This window comes from Paenibacillus praedii (assembly GCF_049725345.1).
In the GTDB taxonomy this organism is placed as follows: Bacteria; Bacillota; Bacilli; order Paenibacillales; family Paenibacillaceae; genus Pristimantibacillus.
The window spans coordinates 1-15,044 of record NZ_JBMWAM010000034.1 but is presented as its reverse complement, the minus strand read 5'-3'; the positions used below and the strand labels follow the sequence as shown (position 1 = coordinate 15,044).

Genomic DNA, 15,044 nt, shown 5'->3' with positions numbered 1-15,044 from the left:
AAAAGGCATGAGTCCGGTACAATACCGAACTCATGCCGAACAGGTTGCCTAAATATAGATGTCTAACTTTTTGGGGTCACTTCAGCCAGAGGAACTGCCTTTTATCTGCATCCTAATTAATCCAGCCCTCGCTAGTAAGCATGCGATGGAGCAGTGTTATCTCGCTGACATGCGTATGGAAGAACTGCTTCTAACGTGGTTTTCTAGCTTTTAATCGATCGCTTAACCGCCTTCTCCAAAGCTTGGATTACGGCTTTGTCCCGTGTGACGCCAATTAGACATTTGGTTACAGCGTCTGCACCGGGATTCAGCAGGAACGCTTCACCGTCCGTATGCTTCTGGGACAACCGGTTGGGCCGTGTCCGGCAGGGCTCGAAGGAAAAGAGAAAGCTCTCCCCTATCTCCTTGGCAATCAAGGACCGAGGAAAACAATCGAGCGGCCGGACGACAAATGCCGCGCCGTCGGAAGCTTCGTTCACGATCATCTCTGCCGTTATACCGGCATCGTTGTAGAGAGCGTCCATATAAGGCGCGATCGCTTCGATCGCCTCCAAACCCGAGACCGATTCAGGTACATACTGATAGCAGCGAATGTCCCAAGTACCGGCCGACAATGGCGGAATTCGCAAAGGATCTTCCTCTGAAAGAGCGTTGTCCCGAAGCAGCATATGCCTAACGGCGGTAGGGAGCACGTAACGGCCTCCTTCTTGCAAATAAGAACCTGATAGTTGAATATGATGCCCGTCATCAAGTGTTTGCACACGATCAGAAATGTTAACCGTCGTTTCTTCCTTAAGAAAAACAAAGGCATTCCATCGCGTGTATACCGATACGGATTTGACAAAAACCGGCTGAGACGCATATCCGCGGCATGCCACCCGTCCTTCGATCCGGATACCGTCATCATCCCATTCGATGAACACGGAAGCCGGATCGGCAGATGAATAAGAGGCCGTTCCGTGTAGAGTATAGCCTTCACCCGGCGTTCCGAATAGCTCCGGACCGATCGAGGCAACCGCGGAATAAAAGCCGTCCAGCCACCCTGTGCCGTTCCTAGCCTGCAGATCGACTTGATCCGGATGCAATAGATAACGGTCATTGCGTTCCCAGCTCATTAGCTCGCCATTGTAACGGATTTCACCGTTCTCCATCCCTCTCTCGGGCAATATGGTCATTTCAAGCAGGCCATTATCGACCGCCAACACGGTTATTTCACCACCGTGTTCATCCGAGAACCGTCGTTTCTCAATGCTGCCTCCGGTCGGTAAGGTTATTCGCTCTCCATCGTTCAGTTCACTTAGTAGAAGACGTTCCATAAGCCGCAAGCCTTCCCTCTAGTCGAAATTGACCGTTCTCATAGATCACGGTGCGAGCGTCCTCTCCAGGCGAAGCAATAAACGAAGCATCCTTCTCGAAGAAATGAAATTCCCTCGGATACGCAGCATAGCTCGTTACTACATACGCTTCGCCGACTTTTGTAATTTCTCCGTTGATGCAGCGGAGCTTTCCTTCCTCCTCGTACAAAAAGGTCTTCATTCCGAAACCCGCAAGGTATGCAGCCAGCTCCTCACCCATATCCCAGTCGTCACCGGAGGCATTGCTGAACAGTTCGGCGAACAATCCGCCATCTTGGGCGAAAACGGATTGCCCAAATCGGTTTCTGGAAAGATCCGGACGATTCAAGTTCGGTCCCGCTACGCTGTAGGTAGAAGCCGCCTGTCCTCGCTCAAGCTTCTTGTTCGTCGCGGTCGCATTCCAATCGTAGCAATAGAACACAGGCATGGCCGCACGATAAGCAGCTTTCAGATATTCCTTGTTACGCAAGTGCTCATAGGCGACAAGCGCTGAAGCGGCAACCATTCCTCCCCATAGCGAATGGATCATATAAGATAACGATTCCCACCAACGATCCGGATTCTGGGCCCGGAAGTCGTTGCTGAAGCCGATATTAGCAAGCAGCAGTTCACCGTAGCGCCCCGCTTCCTCTGTATATCCAAGCAAGCAAAGCGCCTCCGCTGTCGGTCCAAATCCGGCATTATCATAAAAGTGTTCTGTTACCGCGCCCTTATAGTGTGCAGTCTCTTTTCTAATGCGTTCCCCTGCATCCATCCACAATCGGGATAGCAACGCGTGCTCTTCCTTCAAGCCCTGCTGCTCCAGTTCCTTCAGCAGATCCTTAATGAACAGAATGTAAACCCCCAGCATTTGCGTTTCTTTCTTCTCTCGTTCTTCCTCATGCAGTTTCTCGTCCAGTCTGACAATCATCACCTCCGCTGCCCATCGCAAATAATCTTGAGGTGCCGCGTGAAGCAACTGCTGTGCTTGGAATTTCGACAGCAGAAAATAGACATGCGCCACATAATCGAAATCGATGATCCGATAGAAATCGCCATCGCCATAAAGCTTGACCGGCCGATAGAAGTCACCGTTCTCGAACCACTTCGTTTTCATATACAAAACCGCGCTGTTCTCGACCTTTCGGACTTGCTCCGGTTCGTAAGTACCCATTAAATTTTTCATCAGAACCAGGTTCAGCTTGCCGAGCGACTCTCCTTGGTTGGACACAGGAAGGAATGCATGCGGTACCGCTGCGCTGTTATCCTGATATAAGTGCCGGGTAATATAATCTGCACGCGCTTCAATTATTTCCTTGGTCGGCGCCAGAACGTTGAATACGGTAAAATCCTTCTTTCCGTTGTCAAGCTCGAGCAAGAGTTTGTGCTCGCCGGGGCGTTCCAATGTTATCTGAAGCTCGAACTCTTCGTTCGAGGCTTTCAACCGATCCGTTACATCCATACGGCGGCTGTTGCCATCCACGCTTGACTCCACGAATGCCGATCGGAGCTTTTGGGTGCCAGCAAGACGAAAGGAAGCATGGAAGCTTCCACCGACGATAGTGACCGGACTATATTCAACGATAGGATGTCCGAGAGCCAAACCGTTCTCATAAAATTGACGCTCATCCGCGTACGGCATCAAACAGAACTCCCATACCGCTTCTTCACCCACTTTAATGCGCAGAGGGTCCGATGCTTCTGCATAAATCCAATCGGAGGCTGTGGCGCGCGCATCCTCTGTTCCCGTTCCGGCAAGTATCAAATTATGAAATAAAATGCCGTCAAGGGAAGGAGATACATTCTTAAAAAAGTTATTTTCGAATCGACAAAATGTGCCTATTGAACGAACAGCGCCCTGGACCGAATAGATGCCAAGATGAGGACCTTTCCCGCTTCTGCGAACGCATGCCAGCTTCGTGAAGTCGTTGGAAACAGACGGGAATACCGCACAGGACTGACTAATATTCCGGTTCACATCAGGATCCCGGTACATGATATAAGCAAGCGCCGCCCATACATGAAATGATTCTACTTCCAACGCCTCGCTGCTGCGGTTGCGAAGCGAGATATGCCAGCGCATGGAGCGTGAATCGGATTCAAGATCATACGTCATTTGCACGTCGAACCGATCGAAATGATAAACCAATGAAAGCTCCATACTCTTGCTGGCTGACCGGTGGTGCATCGGACTTACAGACAGGCTATCGTAATCCTTGCCGTCGATCTTTACGCCGAAATGCCCAAACAGCTTGTCTTCATCACTGTACTCGACTTGATTCATGTAGGCTGGATCAATCACCCAGTTCATACTGTCTCTATCATCGTTTATAAGCAGCTTATCAACAAATCCTCTATCCGATAGTTGCAAATTAAATGCCGCATTGTTGATGGATTGCAATAGGCTCCCTCCAAACTCTATATCTATTTTCGGGCAAGCCGGCCGTGTTCAACACGACCCACTTGTCCGTATCGCCTAGTTTTGAACGCCTTGCTTCGCATTGATTTGCTGCCGGATTTGCTTAAAGTCGGCAGTACCGAACATATCATAGAGCTTCCAGTAGCAATGGACCGCAACTGCAGGAATCCAAGGGAAACAGGTTTTATTGCCCTCGCCCTTCCAGCGTTGCCCGAAGCCGGTATCTCCGAACATAGGATCGTCCCATGCCCACCAGCTTATTAAATATCCTTCCTCCTGCAAACCGGTATAAGCATAGCCCCAATCCTTCTCTGGTGTCGCCACCGTCTGGTTGCAGCCATGCCAGAGCAGCTCAGCAACTCGCAGCATGCCCTGATCGCCTGTCAGTTCAGCGATTTCCACCATCTCCGCCACGCCGGAAAGCTCAAACGGATGAACATAACCAGCGCCCGGCGTATCGCAAGCGCCGATACCAGTGCTTCGAAAGCCGAATTTCGCCAAGGTGGATTGCGGCGGAAGCGGAACGTCCCAGAGCACTGTCCATGACGCGTTCAATTTAGCTGCGTCATGCGCTCCCTGCAGGAAGTAGGGATCTTCTGTCGCTTTGTACAGCGCAAGCAAGCCGATCATCGGGAAGTAGATGCTCTCGTTGTCGATCAATTGCCCTTTTGCATAGATGCTATCGTGAATCCCGCCGTTGAACTTGATGCCTTTGACGATCGTTTCGCGGACGAAACGTCCCGCCTTCTTGGCAGCCTCCAAATAACGTTCGTCATGGGTGATTTCAAATAGTTCAATGAGCAGCGGGATCGAGGTCGCCGTAGATGACTTCTGTTCATAGATCGTTGTGCCAAACCAGATCGGCGGATCAGTAATCGCTTTGCCTTCTATGTCGTAAGCCCGATACCACGTACCGTCTTCTTCCTGCGCCCGCAGCAGAAATTCGGCATATCTCTTCGCCGCTTCCAGCCACTCCTTGTTCTCACGGCCTTTTGATTGCTCGAAACGATAAATCAGCATAAGCGCGTGAACATCCTCGTTCATGCAGCGCAGGTAGGAGCCTTGCTTTTCCTGCAATGCTTTGATGACAAACTCCCGATGCTCGTATAGAGGCCCCATCAATTCGCGCAGCCTATCTCCTTCTGCATAGGCCAGCGGAAGCAGCAGGCCGGTCCACCAGAAATCGAAGCTTTTTTTCTCAACGCTGTACAAGTTATAGAACATGCCGGTTTCGCGGAGGTGAGCTTTCTCAACGAAGAAGTCGACAACTTTCTGGGCTTTTTGCACATAATCCACCACGCCGTGATCCAAGCCGTAGCGAAGCGAGTTATAGGCGCTCAGAATGTTCTGGCCGGTGAACCCGAATTGAATGATGTTGCTGAGCTGAATGCCGTTCTGTGGGTGGCAGTTCAACACATAGCCAGCAGGCTTGTTGGTGTCCTCTACCTCGCTTTTTTCAATATAATAACGGTCCAGCGCCTCAAGCCGGTATTCGTTTAATTTCTCTGCCGTAGCAGGCAGCGGCACCGGTGTCGAGCCCAGATCCTTCATTCGACGCGTGTATGTGTTCCAGACTGCATCGATAAACAAGGGAGCGCCTTCCACGCGGATGCCATAAGAAACCTCGAAGCCCTCTCCTGTATCAGTCGGCCAGAACGAACCCCAGTCCGGACGCTCTTGCATATACAGCGCGTGGCAACGTTCGCCTTCATAGAAGGGATAGGCTGCGCGGAGCGACATTTGATTGCCCTCCACAGGCGCTTTCCATACACCGAGGCTTCCAATATCCGTTTTCTGTAAGAACAGCCGTTCCTTGTCTGGGCGAACTGGAACATCATCCCAGGATGGCTGATCTGCCCGCAGCAAAGTCATGCCCAGCTCCCGTTTCTCGTCATAGGCTAATACAGCCAGCATATTCATCCGGTCTTCCCGGTACATTAGATTCTGGGTGCTCAGGTAATCCTCTAAGCCATCTTCGTCCAAATCGTTTTTGTCATACAGCGCCGGCGGAGCGAAGTACTTCAAATCCGTAAAATCTGTAGCCTCCTGCAATGCGGTAACGACGTCCAAGCGAAGCCGGAATCCCGATGCCGGAATCCCTTTCAGCACGGTCACCTTGCGATTAACCTGCCAGGTGTCATTGTCTGTCTGCAGCCATTCATCTACGACGCGGTAACGGGCGCCTTCCGCTTCCAGCTCGGCTGAGCAAAGATAGCCGTTGCTTGTTTCGTTTACTTCGGTATAAGCGGATGAGTACTCTTTGATCTCTTCCTTCGTTGCACCAACACGCCAGGTGTCCAGCACGACTGGCTGCGGAATGCGGAGTACACGAAGATTATCCTGTTGTGATTCGACTTCAAAGAACGGTGTTTGGCCTAACGACCCTTGATCCCATTTTAACGACAGCTTTTGCATAATTTTTCTTCCCTTCTTATTCTTTGGTCGCTCCCGCCGTCAGTCCTTTGATCATCCCTTTTTGAGCGATGATAGTGAACAGGATGACGGGAATAATAAAGAGGATACCCGTTGCCGACATTCTTCCCCAGAATGTCTGGAATGAGGTCACGTATCCTGCGATCCCCACAGGTAAAGTTTGTGCCGCTTCGGTCCGTGTCAGGGTGAGCGCAAACATGAATTCGTTCCATGCCGCCAGAAAGCTGAAGATTGATGCGACCCCCACGGCTGGAATCGACAGCGGAACTGCGATTTTGACGAACTTGCCGAATGTGCCCAAGCCGTCGATTTCCGCGGCCTCTTCGATTTCATGAGGCAGCTGGCGGAAAAACCCTTCCAGGATCCAGATAATCAGCGTTAACTGCAATGGCAGGTAAGTAATAATCAGGGACAGCTCGGTGTTGATCAAGCCCAGCTGCCGCATCATCAGAAAGAACGGTACGCCGAGCACGATCGGCGGGAACATCCGGGTCGCGATGACTCCTGCAAACAACAGCCCGCTGAAGCGATACCGATATTTGGCGAACCCATAGGAGGCTGGAACGCCTACGAGAAGAGAGAGGAACGTGCTGATCAGCGAAACGGTCAGACTGTTGCCCATGAAGGATTGGAATTTCCCTTCTTCGATGATCGCTTCGTAATGCATGGTGGTGGCAGGATCCGGAATGACGACCGGCGGGATAGAAAACATTTGAACGTCGGTCTTGATCGAAGTCAGAAACGTCCAGACGAACGGAAATAGGACAAATAGGGCCATCAGAATCAGAATGAGATAAGCACCAATATTCGTTAAACGAATTTTATTCATCTGGCTTTATCCTCCTTCGGCCGCAATACGCGAAATAAGACAAAGCTGATGATCATAATCAGGATCATCACCAGAAACGAGGCGGCCGAGCCTTGCCCGAAATGCATTCCAGTGAATGTATTCTTATAAATGTACGTGCTCAATACTTCCGTAGAACCGCCGGGTCCGCTCTGCGTCAGGATATAGACAATATCGAAGACACGGAAGGCGTCGGACAAACGAACGACGAGAATCATGAGAATGGCCGGCTTTAGAAGCGGAAGCGTAATCAGACGGAATATCTGAAAGGCATTAGCGCCGTCAAGCCTTGCTGCTTCATACAAATCCTCTGACAACGAGGACATAGCTGCAAGCAGAATCAATATAACAAAAGGTGTGGCCAACCACACATTAGCGATCAGCACCGCAGACCTCGCTCCCCAAACGGTCCCCAACCACAGTGGGCCGTCTATACCGACGAGCTTGAGCACGGCATTGACTACACCGTACTGATCCGCGAACAACCATCTCCACTGCAGCCCGGAAACAACCGGCGCGATCATCAGAGGAAGCGTAAAAATAACGCGAAAGAACTTGGTTCCCGGCAGGCTTTTGTTGAGGACAAGAGCAATTACGAAGCCGATGAACAATTCGACGATGATCGTAGCGCTTACAAATCCAAGCGTGTTAACAAGCGCCTTTTGAAATTGACTTGAATTCAGGACGGTCCAGTAGTTTTCCAATCCAACGAACGAGCCGGTGGACATAATGCCTTCCGATTCGAATACACTGATTTTTAACGACCACAAAATAGGATAAAGGACCGTTGCCGCCATGACGAGCAGAGCTGGCAAAGTCAGCATGATTCCCGAAATCCTTCTCGACCGGTCATATTTTCCCGTTTTTTTCATAGCGGAAACTGACATTCTATATCCCCCTTACTCTTTGTTGTTGAGCTGTCGCCTGAAGGTAAGGGACTGCAGCTACTACGTTTGCAGCCCCTTACCATGCTTCCGCCGTTTATTGGCCCAGGATGGATTCGATATCCTTCTGAGCAGCTTTTAGTTCCTCTTCCGGCGTGCTTTGCTTGATCATAACTTTGGAGAGCGCCAGTGCCAGCCGCTCTTGAATAGCTGGGAATACAGGCGTCGTCGTTACGTTTTGACCGTATTCGACCGCTTCAGACATAATGGCGATCGCTTTTTTATCCTGTTCACTCACCTCGGAGTCTGAATTCAGCATATCTACCGCCGCAGGCTTAACGACTGGGTTGATGAAATGCTTTCCGAATCTTTCCAGCACTTCCTTCTCGGTCGCCCACTTCAGGAATTCCATAGCAGCGTCCTTGTTTTTAGAACTGGACGAAATACCATGGCCCCAACTCCAAATTGCGCTTGTTTTTTCCGCGCCGGCAGGCTGAAGAGCGACAGCAAATTTACCACTTACTTTAGAAGCTTCCGGATCGTTGGCAAGCGTATACATATAAGGCCAGTTGATGACCATAGCTACCTTGCCTTGCATGAACATATTGTGCGCATCTGCGTTGTCGTAGCTTACAGCGCCTTCCGGGCTCGTCTTGTCTTCATGTTGAATAGCTAACATATAATTGAGGGCATTTACGTTTTCCGGGCTGTCGAGTACGACCTTGTCACCATCCAGCACCTTGCCCCCTGCTTGAAGAAATCTGTCCAGAAGATGAGTAACGGGTTCCCCGCTTTGCTTGCCTTCCACTAGTGTTCCTGAAACACCGTTTACGTTAAGCTTTTTCGCGTAATCGCGAAACTCTTCCCACGTCTCCGGCGCTTTTGTCAAGCCGGCTTGCTCGAATAGATCGGTGCGGTAGTACAGAATCGGGGTATGAACCAAATAAGGGAGACCGTAAATTTTACCTTCGTATTTCACCGTCTCCAAAGCGGAAGGAGCAAATTCATTTTTCTCGGCATCGGTTAAGCGTTCGTCAAGCGGTTCCAGAAATCCCTGCTTTGCAAATTCGGAGATCCACGGCTGATCGGTCTGGAAAATATCGATCGCTCCGGTTCCTGCGGTTGCTTCCATAATCAAGCGTTCATGCATGTTATCGTGAGGAACTTCTTGAAACTCCACCTTGATACCGGTCTTTTCTGTAAATTCAGGAGAAAGATCTTTATAAAATGCTGTGTACGGACCTCCTGCTTCAGCAGCGATTGTAATGGTTGTACCTGCATTGCCTCCGACATTCGAGGATGCACCTTCCGTATTCTCCGTCGCATTGCCCCCGTTGCCGCTGCCACAAGCACTCAACATACTGATTATCAGTGCCGACGTCGCTATAACCGAACCCGTTTTACGCCATTTTTTTGTATTAATACCCCAATTCAACATTCGAAATATCCCCTCTCAATTAAGTATGAACATTTCTAAACCATAACCATAACTTGCTTTTAACAGCCTGCCGAAGCGAATAACACTCTGCTGATGAATCAAGTCTAGTCATTTTTTTCGATAGTCTTCCCTCCCAAACAGAATATACAACGTGAGGTTAATCGATTAATTTTTTACTTAAAAAAAATTTAAACTATTTTTGAGCCAGCTTCAGCTATGTCCCCGGATTGTCTCTGGATCAGCGTGCACTTAAGCTTTTTATTTCTAATAGCGCTTTCATTGCCGGCCAAAATATCCATAATCGAACTCATTGCTTCTGTTCCCATTTCGTGCAGCGGCAGCTTCATGGTCGTCAACCTGGGGCTAATGTAGGAACTGAACTCCCGATCGTCGAATCCTATGACTGAAATATCCTCGGGCACCCGAAGTCCTTTATTTTTACAGGCGTCGATCGCGCCGGCAGCCATGTTATCGTTCATGGCAAGAATGGCAGTCGGCTTTTGAACCGTCGATAGGAGTTCGGACGTGAGCCGATGGCCCGAATCGAACTCCCAGTCCCCCGTCTTGATCAGTGCGGGATCAAAATCCAGTTGGTTATCCATGATGGCTTGATAGTAACCGTTGAACCGCTCACGGGATGGATTGGAATTGAAAAGACCGCTGATGACCGCGATTCGCTTGTGTCCGAGATCAATCAGATGCTTCGTCGCTTCATAGGCGCCAAGATGATCATCATAATTGATGGAATAATCATCATCATTTGAGGTGTAACAATAAGTGTATACCGTTGGCAGTGTAGTATTTTGGATTATACCGGTTACATCTCTGGGATGTGCGCCGATGTATATCAGACCCTCAACCTGCTTATTCAGAATTTCCTTGAACGCTTGCTCTGCCAACTGTTTGACAACTCCGGTGTTCGCGTACTCCTGAGCCTTTCCAAGCCGTTTCAAAAGCCGCATGTTGGTGAGCAGAATGGAAAAACCTTCATTCTCCGCATATTCGTTGATGCCGTCTATAATTTCCGCCGAGTTGAAGGATGTTACATCCTCCACAATTACACCTATTGTTTTCGTCTTTTTGAGTTTCAGACTCTTCGCAATAAGGTTAGGTTGATAATTCATTTCTTTAATGACTTCCAGTATTTTCACACGCATTTTCTCGCTAACACTGCCTGTTCCGTTCAACACATTTGATATGGTGGCAGTGGAAACATTCGCTCGTTTAGCAATATCCTTGATTGTGGTCATGCCTTCTCCTTTAAAACTAGTGTAGAGGAATGGGTGTTGTTCATTAATTAATCGTTTAATATGGCTTCATAGTAGCATGTACTTTCGTCAGTTGCAAGCGTTTTATATTTACACGAAGATATCATTTATTTTACTCAAAGCGATTCTAGGTAGAGAACATCTTGTTTCACTCTATTCCTTGCGCGGTAGTAATAAATAGAAGCAGAAAAAAGGAGAGTCCAAACGATGATTAAACCAGTGCCAGTAAGAGATCCTTTGTCTCCGGCTCTCGTTAATAAACCGATAAAAAGCGGCAAAAAAAATAAGGAACGGCGACTGCTTGCATTTTTTCTATTTATGGTTATTTTTGCTTGCGTGGCTGCCTATCAGTCAGAGAAGCCTCTGCCTGCAGGCATTTCCATGGAAGGGCCTGTCCATTATATAACGGAGCAGGACATCGATTTTTTATATGATTTAACCTACAAGCCATCACCGGAAGGTCAGCAAAAAACGGAACAAATGATTTTTGAACATGTTTATGAAGCAATTGAGGAAGCAAGAGCGTTTATCGTGATCGATATGTTTTTACATAACAGCTTCTACAATAAAGATCAGTCATATCCTACACTGAGCAGAAATTTGACGGATAAGCTGATCGTACAAAAGCTGAAATATCCGGAGCTGTCCATCGTCTTTATCACGGATGATATCAATACTTCGTACGGCTCGCATCCTGCGCCGGAGCTTGACCGCTTGCAAGCTGCGGGCATCCGCACGGTAATTACCGATGTCGATCCCCTACGCGATTCAAACCCGCTTTACTCAACCGGATGGCGTATGTTCGCCCAGTGGTTCGGGCAGTCACGAGAGGGCTGGATAACGAATAAAATGGCCACTGCAGCGCCGGATATGACACTGCGCTCCTATATGAAGCTGCTGAATGTCAAAGCCAACCATCGTAAGGTTATCGTAACGGATAAGTCGCTAATCGTGTCTACCGCAAATTCCCATGATGCAAGCTACTATAGCTCTAACAGCGGCTTCAAGGTAAGCGGAAATATCATTGGCGACGCGCTGGCCAGTGAGCAGGCTGTTGCTGGGATGTCGGAGTCCTTGACGCTGCCGACATACAGTATGGCGGCTCAAGAAAAGGGCGATATCCGGGTGCGACTTTTGACGGAAGGAAAGATCTTGAAGCATGTGTGGAAGGACTTATCCAAAGCCGAAGCCGGAGATATGATATGGATGGGGATGTTTTATTTGGCAGACCGGCTGGTCATCGAGCAGCTTTTGAAAGCGTCTGAGAGAGGAGTTGAGATCCGTTTGATCCTCGACCCGAACCAGAATGCTTTTGGCAACGAGAAGATTGGCATCCCGAACCGTCCGGTAGCCTCTGAGCTGATAAACAAGTCGAACGAACGCATCAAAATTCGATGGTACAATACTGGAGATGAGCAATTCCACACGAAGCTGATGCTGATCCGCCATAAAGGCGAAGTAACGATTCATAATGGATCTGCCAACTATACGACGCGTAATTTGGGAGATTTGAATTTAGAGACTAATCTGAAAGTCGAAGCGCCCGAGAGCAGCAAAGTTTCCAAGCAGGTTCAACAGTATTTCGAAAAATTATGGGAGAATAATGGCGCCGAATATACTTTGGATTACAGCGCCTATCGGGATGAGACGGTGTTTTTGAAACGTATATTGTATCGGGTGCAAGGCTGGCTGGATTTCACTACGTTTTAGCGCTCTTTGGCCGATTTGATCCCGCCGCTCGTCGGCTGGATTAAATCGGCCATAATAAAGCTGACACCGATAAAATACCGTTGCCAGCTTTGATCCAAGGCTCATTTTTATTTTGGCTGTTTATCCAGTATTCCAGTGGATTACTGGATTTGCCGGTTGGAGCTTACGATTGCCGTTGTCGTACCGGAATCACTATTTCTAACTTGGATTGTCCAAATACCCTCAATTGGATTTTCAAACGTAATTCCCCATCTCATAAAACTAATGAATATCGCCTGCAGGAACAGGAGCCGACGGTTTAATAAACCTCAGCGCTAATGCTACAAAGATGAGCTCCGCAGTCATACCGATCGATTGCGCCCAAGCCCCAAACGTCCCGTTCCATTCAGGCGCCAACGCAATACATACAAGTAATGTAATGAAGGTAAAGCTGAAGTTAGCAATTTGAAAGCCGATAATGAGCTTCGTTTGCCCGCGCACGAACACAAGCCCATTCATTACATCAAGCCAAGGCATAACGAGCGCAAACAGTTCAAATCCTTGCAGCACACGTATGCTCTCTACCTGCAGTCGTCCATGAACTCCTATGACGTGCTCGATCAATAAAACACCTACAGGCGTAAAAGCTATGAATCCCATTAAAAGAACCGGCACGAAGCCAAGCGTCATAATAAATCTTAGGACTGCAGCTTCGACCATCATTCCAAACAGGAAAATCACCGCTCCAACAACCCCGCTTGTAACCCCTGTATGAATAAAATAAAGGGTAAGCGCATACATGCTTCATCGTTATTTAGACCGTGACGGAGAATTTCAAAGGCTATTCCAGCATATTTTTGAAGAATACTGTACTAATCGAATGGGACGAAAAGCTGCGTTGTACGCCGGTTATGATTGCACAATTAAAATTCAAGGAATTGCTGCCCTTACGGGTGTCGGGGAGCGCCATTCTTGAGGATGTTTTATAAATAAATGCAAAAATACCATTAGCGTAAACACTAATGGTATTTTTGCATCTTGAAACGGATTAGCTTTGTTTTATTCTTATTTCATTAATGACCTCTGCTGCCTTCAAAAAGGCCGCTTTTCAATTTAGTTTAATTATTTTGTTTGAGGGATTTCGTTAACAATTTGAGTCAGTGCATCGCTGATTGGCGTAACTGGACGTCCGAGAAGTTTTTCGAAATCATTGCTTTCGATTTCCAAAGCGCCATCCCGAATTCCTTTCTGGATGTCTACAAGAAAAGGAATAATGAATTCTGGTACCCCCGCACCTTTCATGATGTCGGCATAAGTAGCATCATCGACCTGTTGCACAGGTACTTCTTTACCCAATACAGCGCCAAGAGCAGATGCAAATTCTTCTTGCGTCATCAACTCGCCAGAAAGCTCGTAGACCGTATTATCGTGTCCATTCCCCGCCAATACAGCTGCAGCAGCCTCTGCATAATCTTGTTGCAGTGCCCAACCAACCTTGCCAGAAGCTGCAGATGTCAGCCAAGGCGCACCCGCCAGGACCCCTTGAATGCTTGAGATTTCATTCTCCAAATACCAGTTGTTGCGTAAGAAAGAGTATGGTATGCCTGTTTTCAAGATAGCTTCTTCCGCCGCAACGTGTGGCGGGGCAAGGAACATGGTGCTTTTGCTTGCATTCCCTATGCTGGTGTAAGCAATGAATTTAACTTGAGCACGCTCTGCCGCAGCTACCGCAGTTGTATGCTGGCGAATTCTTGTTTCATTGTCTCCATCTGCAGAAATAATTAATAAGCGATCGATACCTGCAAAAGCAGAATCCAATGTTTCCGGACGATCAAAATCTCCTTGGCGAACTTCAACTCCAAGAGCTCGCAATTGTTCCGCTTTCTCTGGATTGCGAACACTGACAGCTAATTGACTCGCTGGTACAGTTTTCAATAAGGTTTTTACTACTTTCGATCCCAATTTCCCCGTTGCACCTGTTACTAGCATTTTCATTTTCTTTTCCTCCGATATATGTTTTGTTATCATCTTTCTTGTTGAGATGTAATCAATTTGATTACCTGTAATCATAATAGTTACTTTATCTGTTCTTGTCAACAATTTCAAAAACCTTTTTAAAATATGTTCTTTATTTTAAAGTGTGATACACTTGTAATTGAATTAATTACATGATACAACGTAGAGGTATTTTGTTATAAATACAAGGAAGGTGAATGAAGATTGTCTATAAGTAGTCGATTTGCCGTTGGAATTCATATATTAACTCTAATTGAAATAAATAAAGAGGGAGTAAGCTCTTCAGAATTTATAGCAGGCAGTGTAAACACGAATCCTGCCGTGATAAGAAAGATTATGGGGATGCTTAAAAAAGCAGGCTTAGTAGAAGTACATCCTGGTATAGCGGGAGCTAAACTTGCCAGGGATTTATCGGATATTACCTTATTAGACGTATATAAGGCAGTTAATGTTGTACAAGAAAAAGAATTGTTTAGTGTGCATGAAGAACCAAATCCAGCTTGTACTGTAGGTAGGAATATCCAAGATACAATAGTTCCATTATTCACAGCTGCTCAATTTGCATTAGAGAATACGTTGAGAAACGTAACCCTTGAAGATGTTGTTAAGGATATTGTTGATAAAGAAAAAATAAACAGTTGGAATAGTCAAGAAAAGTGCAGTTTGAAAACACCCTCATGTGGAAACCCCTTGCTAGGCTGCGTTTGACAGCAGTC

The 15,044-nt window shown here is 47.7% G+C and carries 11 protein-coding genes; 2 read left to right on the top strand and 9 right to left on the bottom strand.

Going from position 1 to position 15,044, the window contains the following annotated elements; genetic code table 11:
• Positions 1–203 precede the first annotated feature (203 nt).
• From ACO9K6_RS20610 to ACO9K6_RS20580, 7 genes are all read right to left on the bottom strand, one after another.
• On the bottom strand, positions 204–1,316 hold the full coding sequence (locus tag ACO9K6_RS20610; protein ID WP_424769405.1) for a DUF4432 family protein: 1,113 nt from the start codon (positions 1,314–1,316) through the stop codon (positions 204–206).
• Positions 1,294–3,735: a hypothetical protein gene (locus ACO9K6_RS20605; RefSeq protein ID WP_424769404.1), complete on the bottom strand. Its 2,442-nt coding sequence runs from the start codon at positions 3,733–3,735 to the stop codon at positions 1,294–1,296. The genes ACO9K6_RS20610 and ACO9K6_RS20605 overlap by 23 nt, the downstream gene beginning before the upstream one ends.
• 75 nt (positions 3,736–3,810) lie before the next feature.
• Positions 3,811–6,168: a glycoside hydrolase family protein gene (locus tag ACO9K6_RS20600; protein ID WP_424769403.1), complete on the bottom strand. Its 2,358-nt coding sequence runs from the start codon at positions 6,166–6,168 to the stop codon at positions 3,811–3,813.
• 16 nt (positions 6,169–6,184) lie between these two features.
• On the bottom strand, positions 6,185–7,015 hold the full coding sequence (locus tag ACO9K6_RS20595) for a carbohydrate ABC transporter permease (protein ID WP_424769402.1): 831 nt from the start codon (positions 7,013–7,015) through the stop codon (positions 6,185–6,187).
• Positions 7,012–7,920, bottom strand: coding sequence for a carbohydrate ABC transporter permease (locus ACO9K6_RS20590; RefSeq protein ID WP_424769401.1), 909 nt, complete (start codon positions 7,918–7,920; stop codon positions 7,012–7,014). The genes ACO9K6_RS20595 and ACO9K6_RS20590 overlap by 4 nt, the downstream gene beginning before the upstream one ends.
• 94 nt (positions 7,921–8,014) lie before the next feature.
• Complete coding sequence (locus ACO9K6_RS20585; RefSeq protein WP_424769400.1) at positions 8,015–9,355, bottom strand: ABC transporter substrate-binding protein; 1,341 nt, start codon at positions 9,353–9,355, stop codon at positions 8,015–8,017.
• A 188-nt stretch (positions 9,356–9,543) separates the two neighbouring features.
• Positions 9,544–10,605 carry a LacI family DNA-binding transcriptional regulator gene (locus ACO9K6_RS20580; RefSeq protein WP_424769399.1) on the bottom strand — a complete coding sequence of 354 codons (1,062 nt, stop codon included), beginning with the start codon at positions 10,603–10,605 and terminating at the stop codon, positions 9,544–9,546.
• 225 nt (positions 10,606–10,830) lie between these two features.
• Between ACO9K6_RS20580 and ACO9K6_RS20575 the strand changes: the two genes are divergently transcribed.
• On the top strand, positions 10,831–12,333 hold the full coding sequence (locus tag ACO9K6_RS20575) for a phospholipase D family protein (protein ID WP_424769398.1): 1,503 nt from the start codon (positions 10,831–10,833) through the stop codon (positions 12,331–12,333).
• A 261-nt stretch (positions 12,334–12,594) separates the two neighbouring features.
• On the opposite strand, the gene ACO9K6_RS20570 is transcribed toward ACO9K6_RS20575, so the two are convergent.
• On the bottom strand, positions 12,595–13,113 hold the full coding sequence (locus ACO9K6_RS20570; protein WP_424769397.1) for a hypothetical protein: 519 nt from the start codon (positions 13,111–13,113) through the stop codon (positions 12,595–12,597).
• 321 nt (positions 13,114–13,434) lie between these two features.
• Positions 13,435–14,307, bottom strand: coding sequence for an SDR family oxidoreductase (locus ACO9K6_RS20565; RefSeq protein WP_424769406.1), 873 nt, complete (start codon positions 14,305–14,307; stop codon positions 13,435–13,437).
• A gap of 225 nt (positions 14,308–14,532) precedes the next feature.
• On the opposite strand from ACO9K6_RS20565, the gene ACO9K6_RS20560 reads away from it, so the two are divergent.
• Positions 14,533–15,036 (top strand): Rrf2 family transcriptional regulator, encoded by a 504-nt coding sequence (locus ACO9K6_RS20560; RefSeq protein ID WP_424769396.1) that lies wholly within the window; start codon positions 14,533–14,535, stop codon positions 15,034–15,036.
• Positions 15,037–15,044 lie beyond the last annotated feature (8 nt).

Bases quoted from the DNA above. Each gene is read 5' to 3' on its own strand.
- ACO9K6_RS20610 (WP_424769405.1), bottom strand. From the start codon at position 1,316: ATGGAACGTCTTCTACTAAGTGAACTGAACGATGGAGAGCGAATAACC.
- ACO9K6_RS20600 (WP_424769403.1), bottom strand. From the start codon at position 6,168: ATGCAAAAGCTGTCGTTAAAATGGGATCAAGGGTCGTTAGGCCAAACA.
- ACO9K6_RS20595 (WP_424769402.1), bottom strand. From the start codon at position 7,015: ATGAATAAAATTCGTTTAACGAATATTGGTGCTTATCTCATTCTGATT.
- ACO9K6_RS20590 (WP_424769401.1), bottom strand. From the start codon at position 7,920: ATGTCAGTTTCCGCTATGAAAAAAACGGGAAAATATGACCGGTCGAGA.
- ACO9K6_RS20585 (WP_424769400.1), bottom strand. From the start codon at position 9,355: ATGTTGAATTGGGGTATTAATACAAAAAAATGGCGTAAAACGGGTTCG.
- ACO9K6_RS20580 (WP_424769399.1), bottom strand. From the start codon at position 10,605: ATGACCACAATCAAGGATATTGCTAAACGAGCGAATGTTTCCACTGCC.
- ACO9K6_RS20575 (WP_424769398.1), top strand. From the start codon at position 10,831: ATGATTAAACCAGTGCCAGTAAGAGATCCTTTGTCTCCGGCTCTCGTT.
- ACO9K6_RS20570 (WP_424769397.1), bottom strand. From the start codon at position 13,113: ATGTATGCGCTTACCCTTTATTTTATTCATACAGGGGTTACAAGCGGG.
- ACO9K6_RS20565 (WP_424769406.1), bottom strand. From the start codon at position 14,307: ATGAAAATGCTAGTAACAGGTGCAACGGGGAAATTGGGATCGAAAGTA.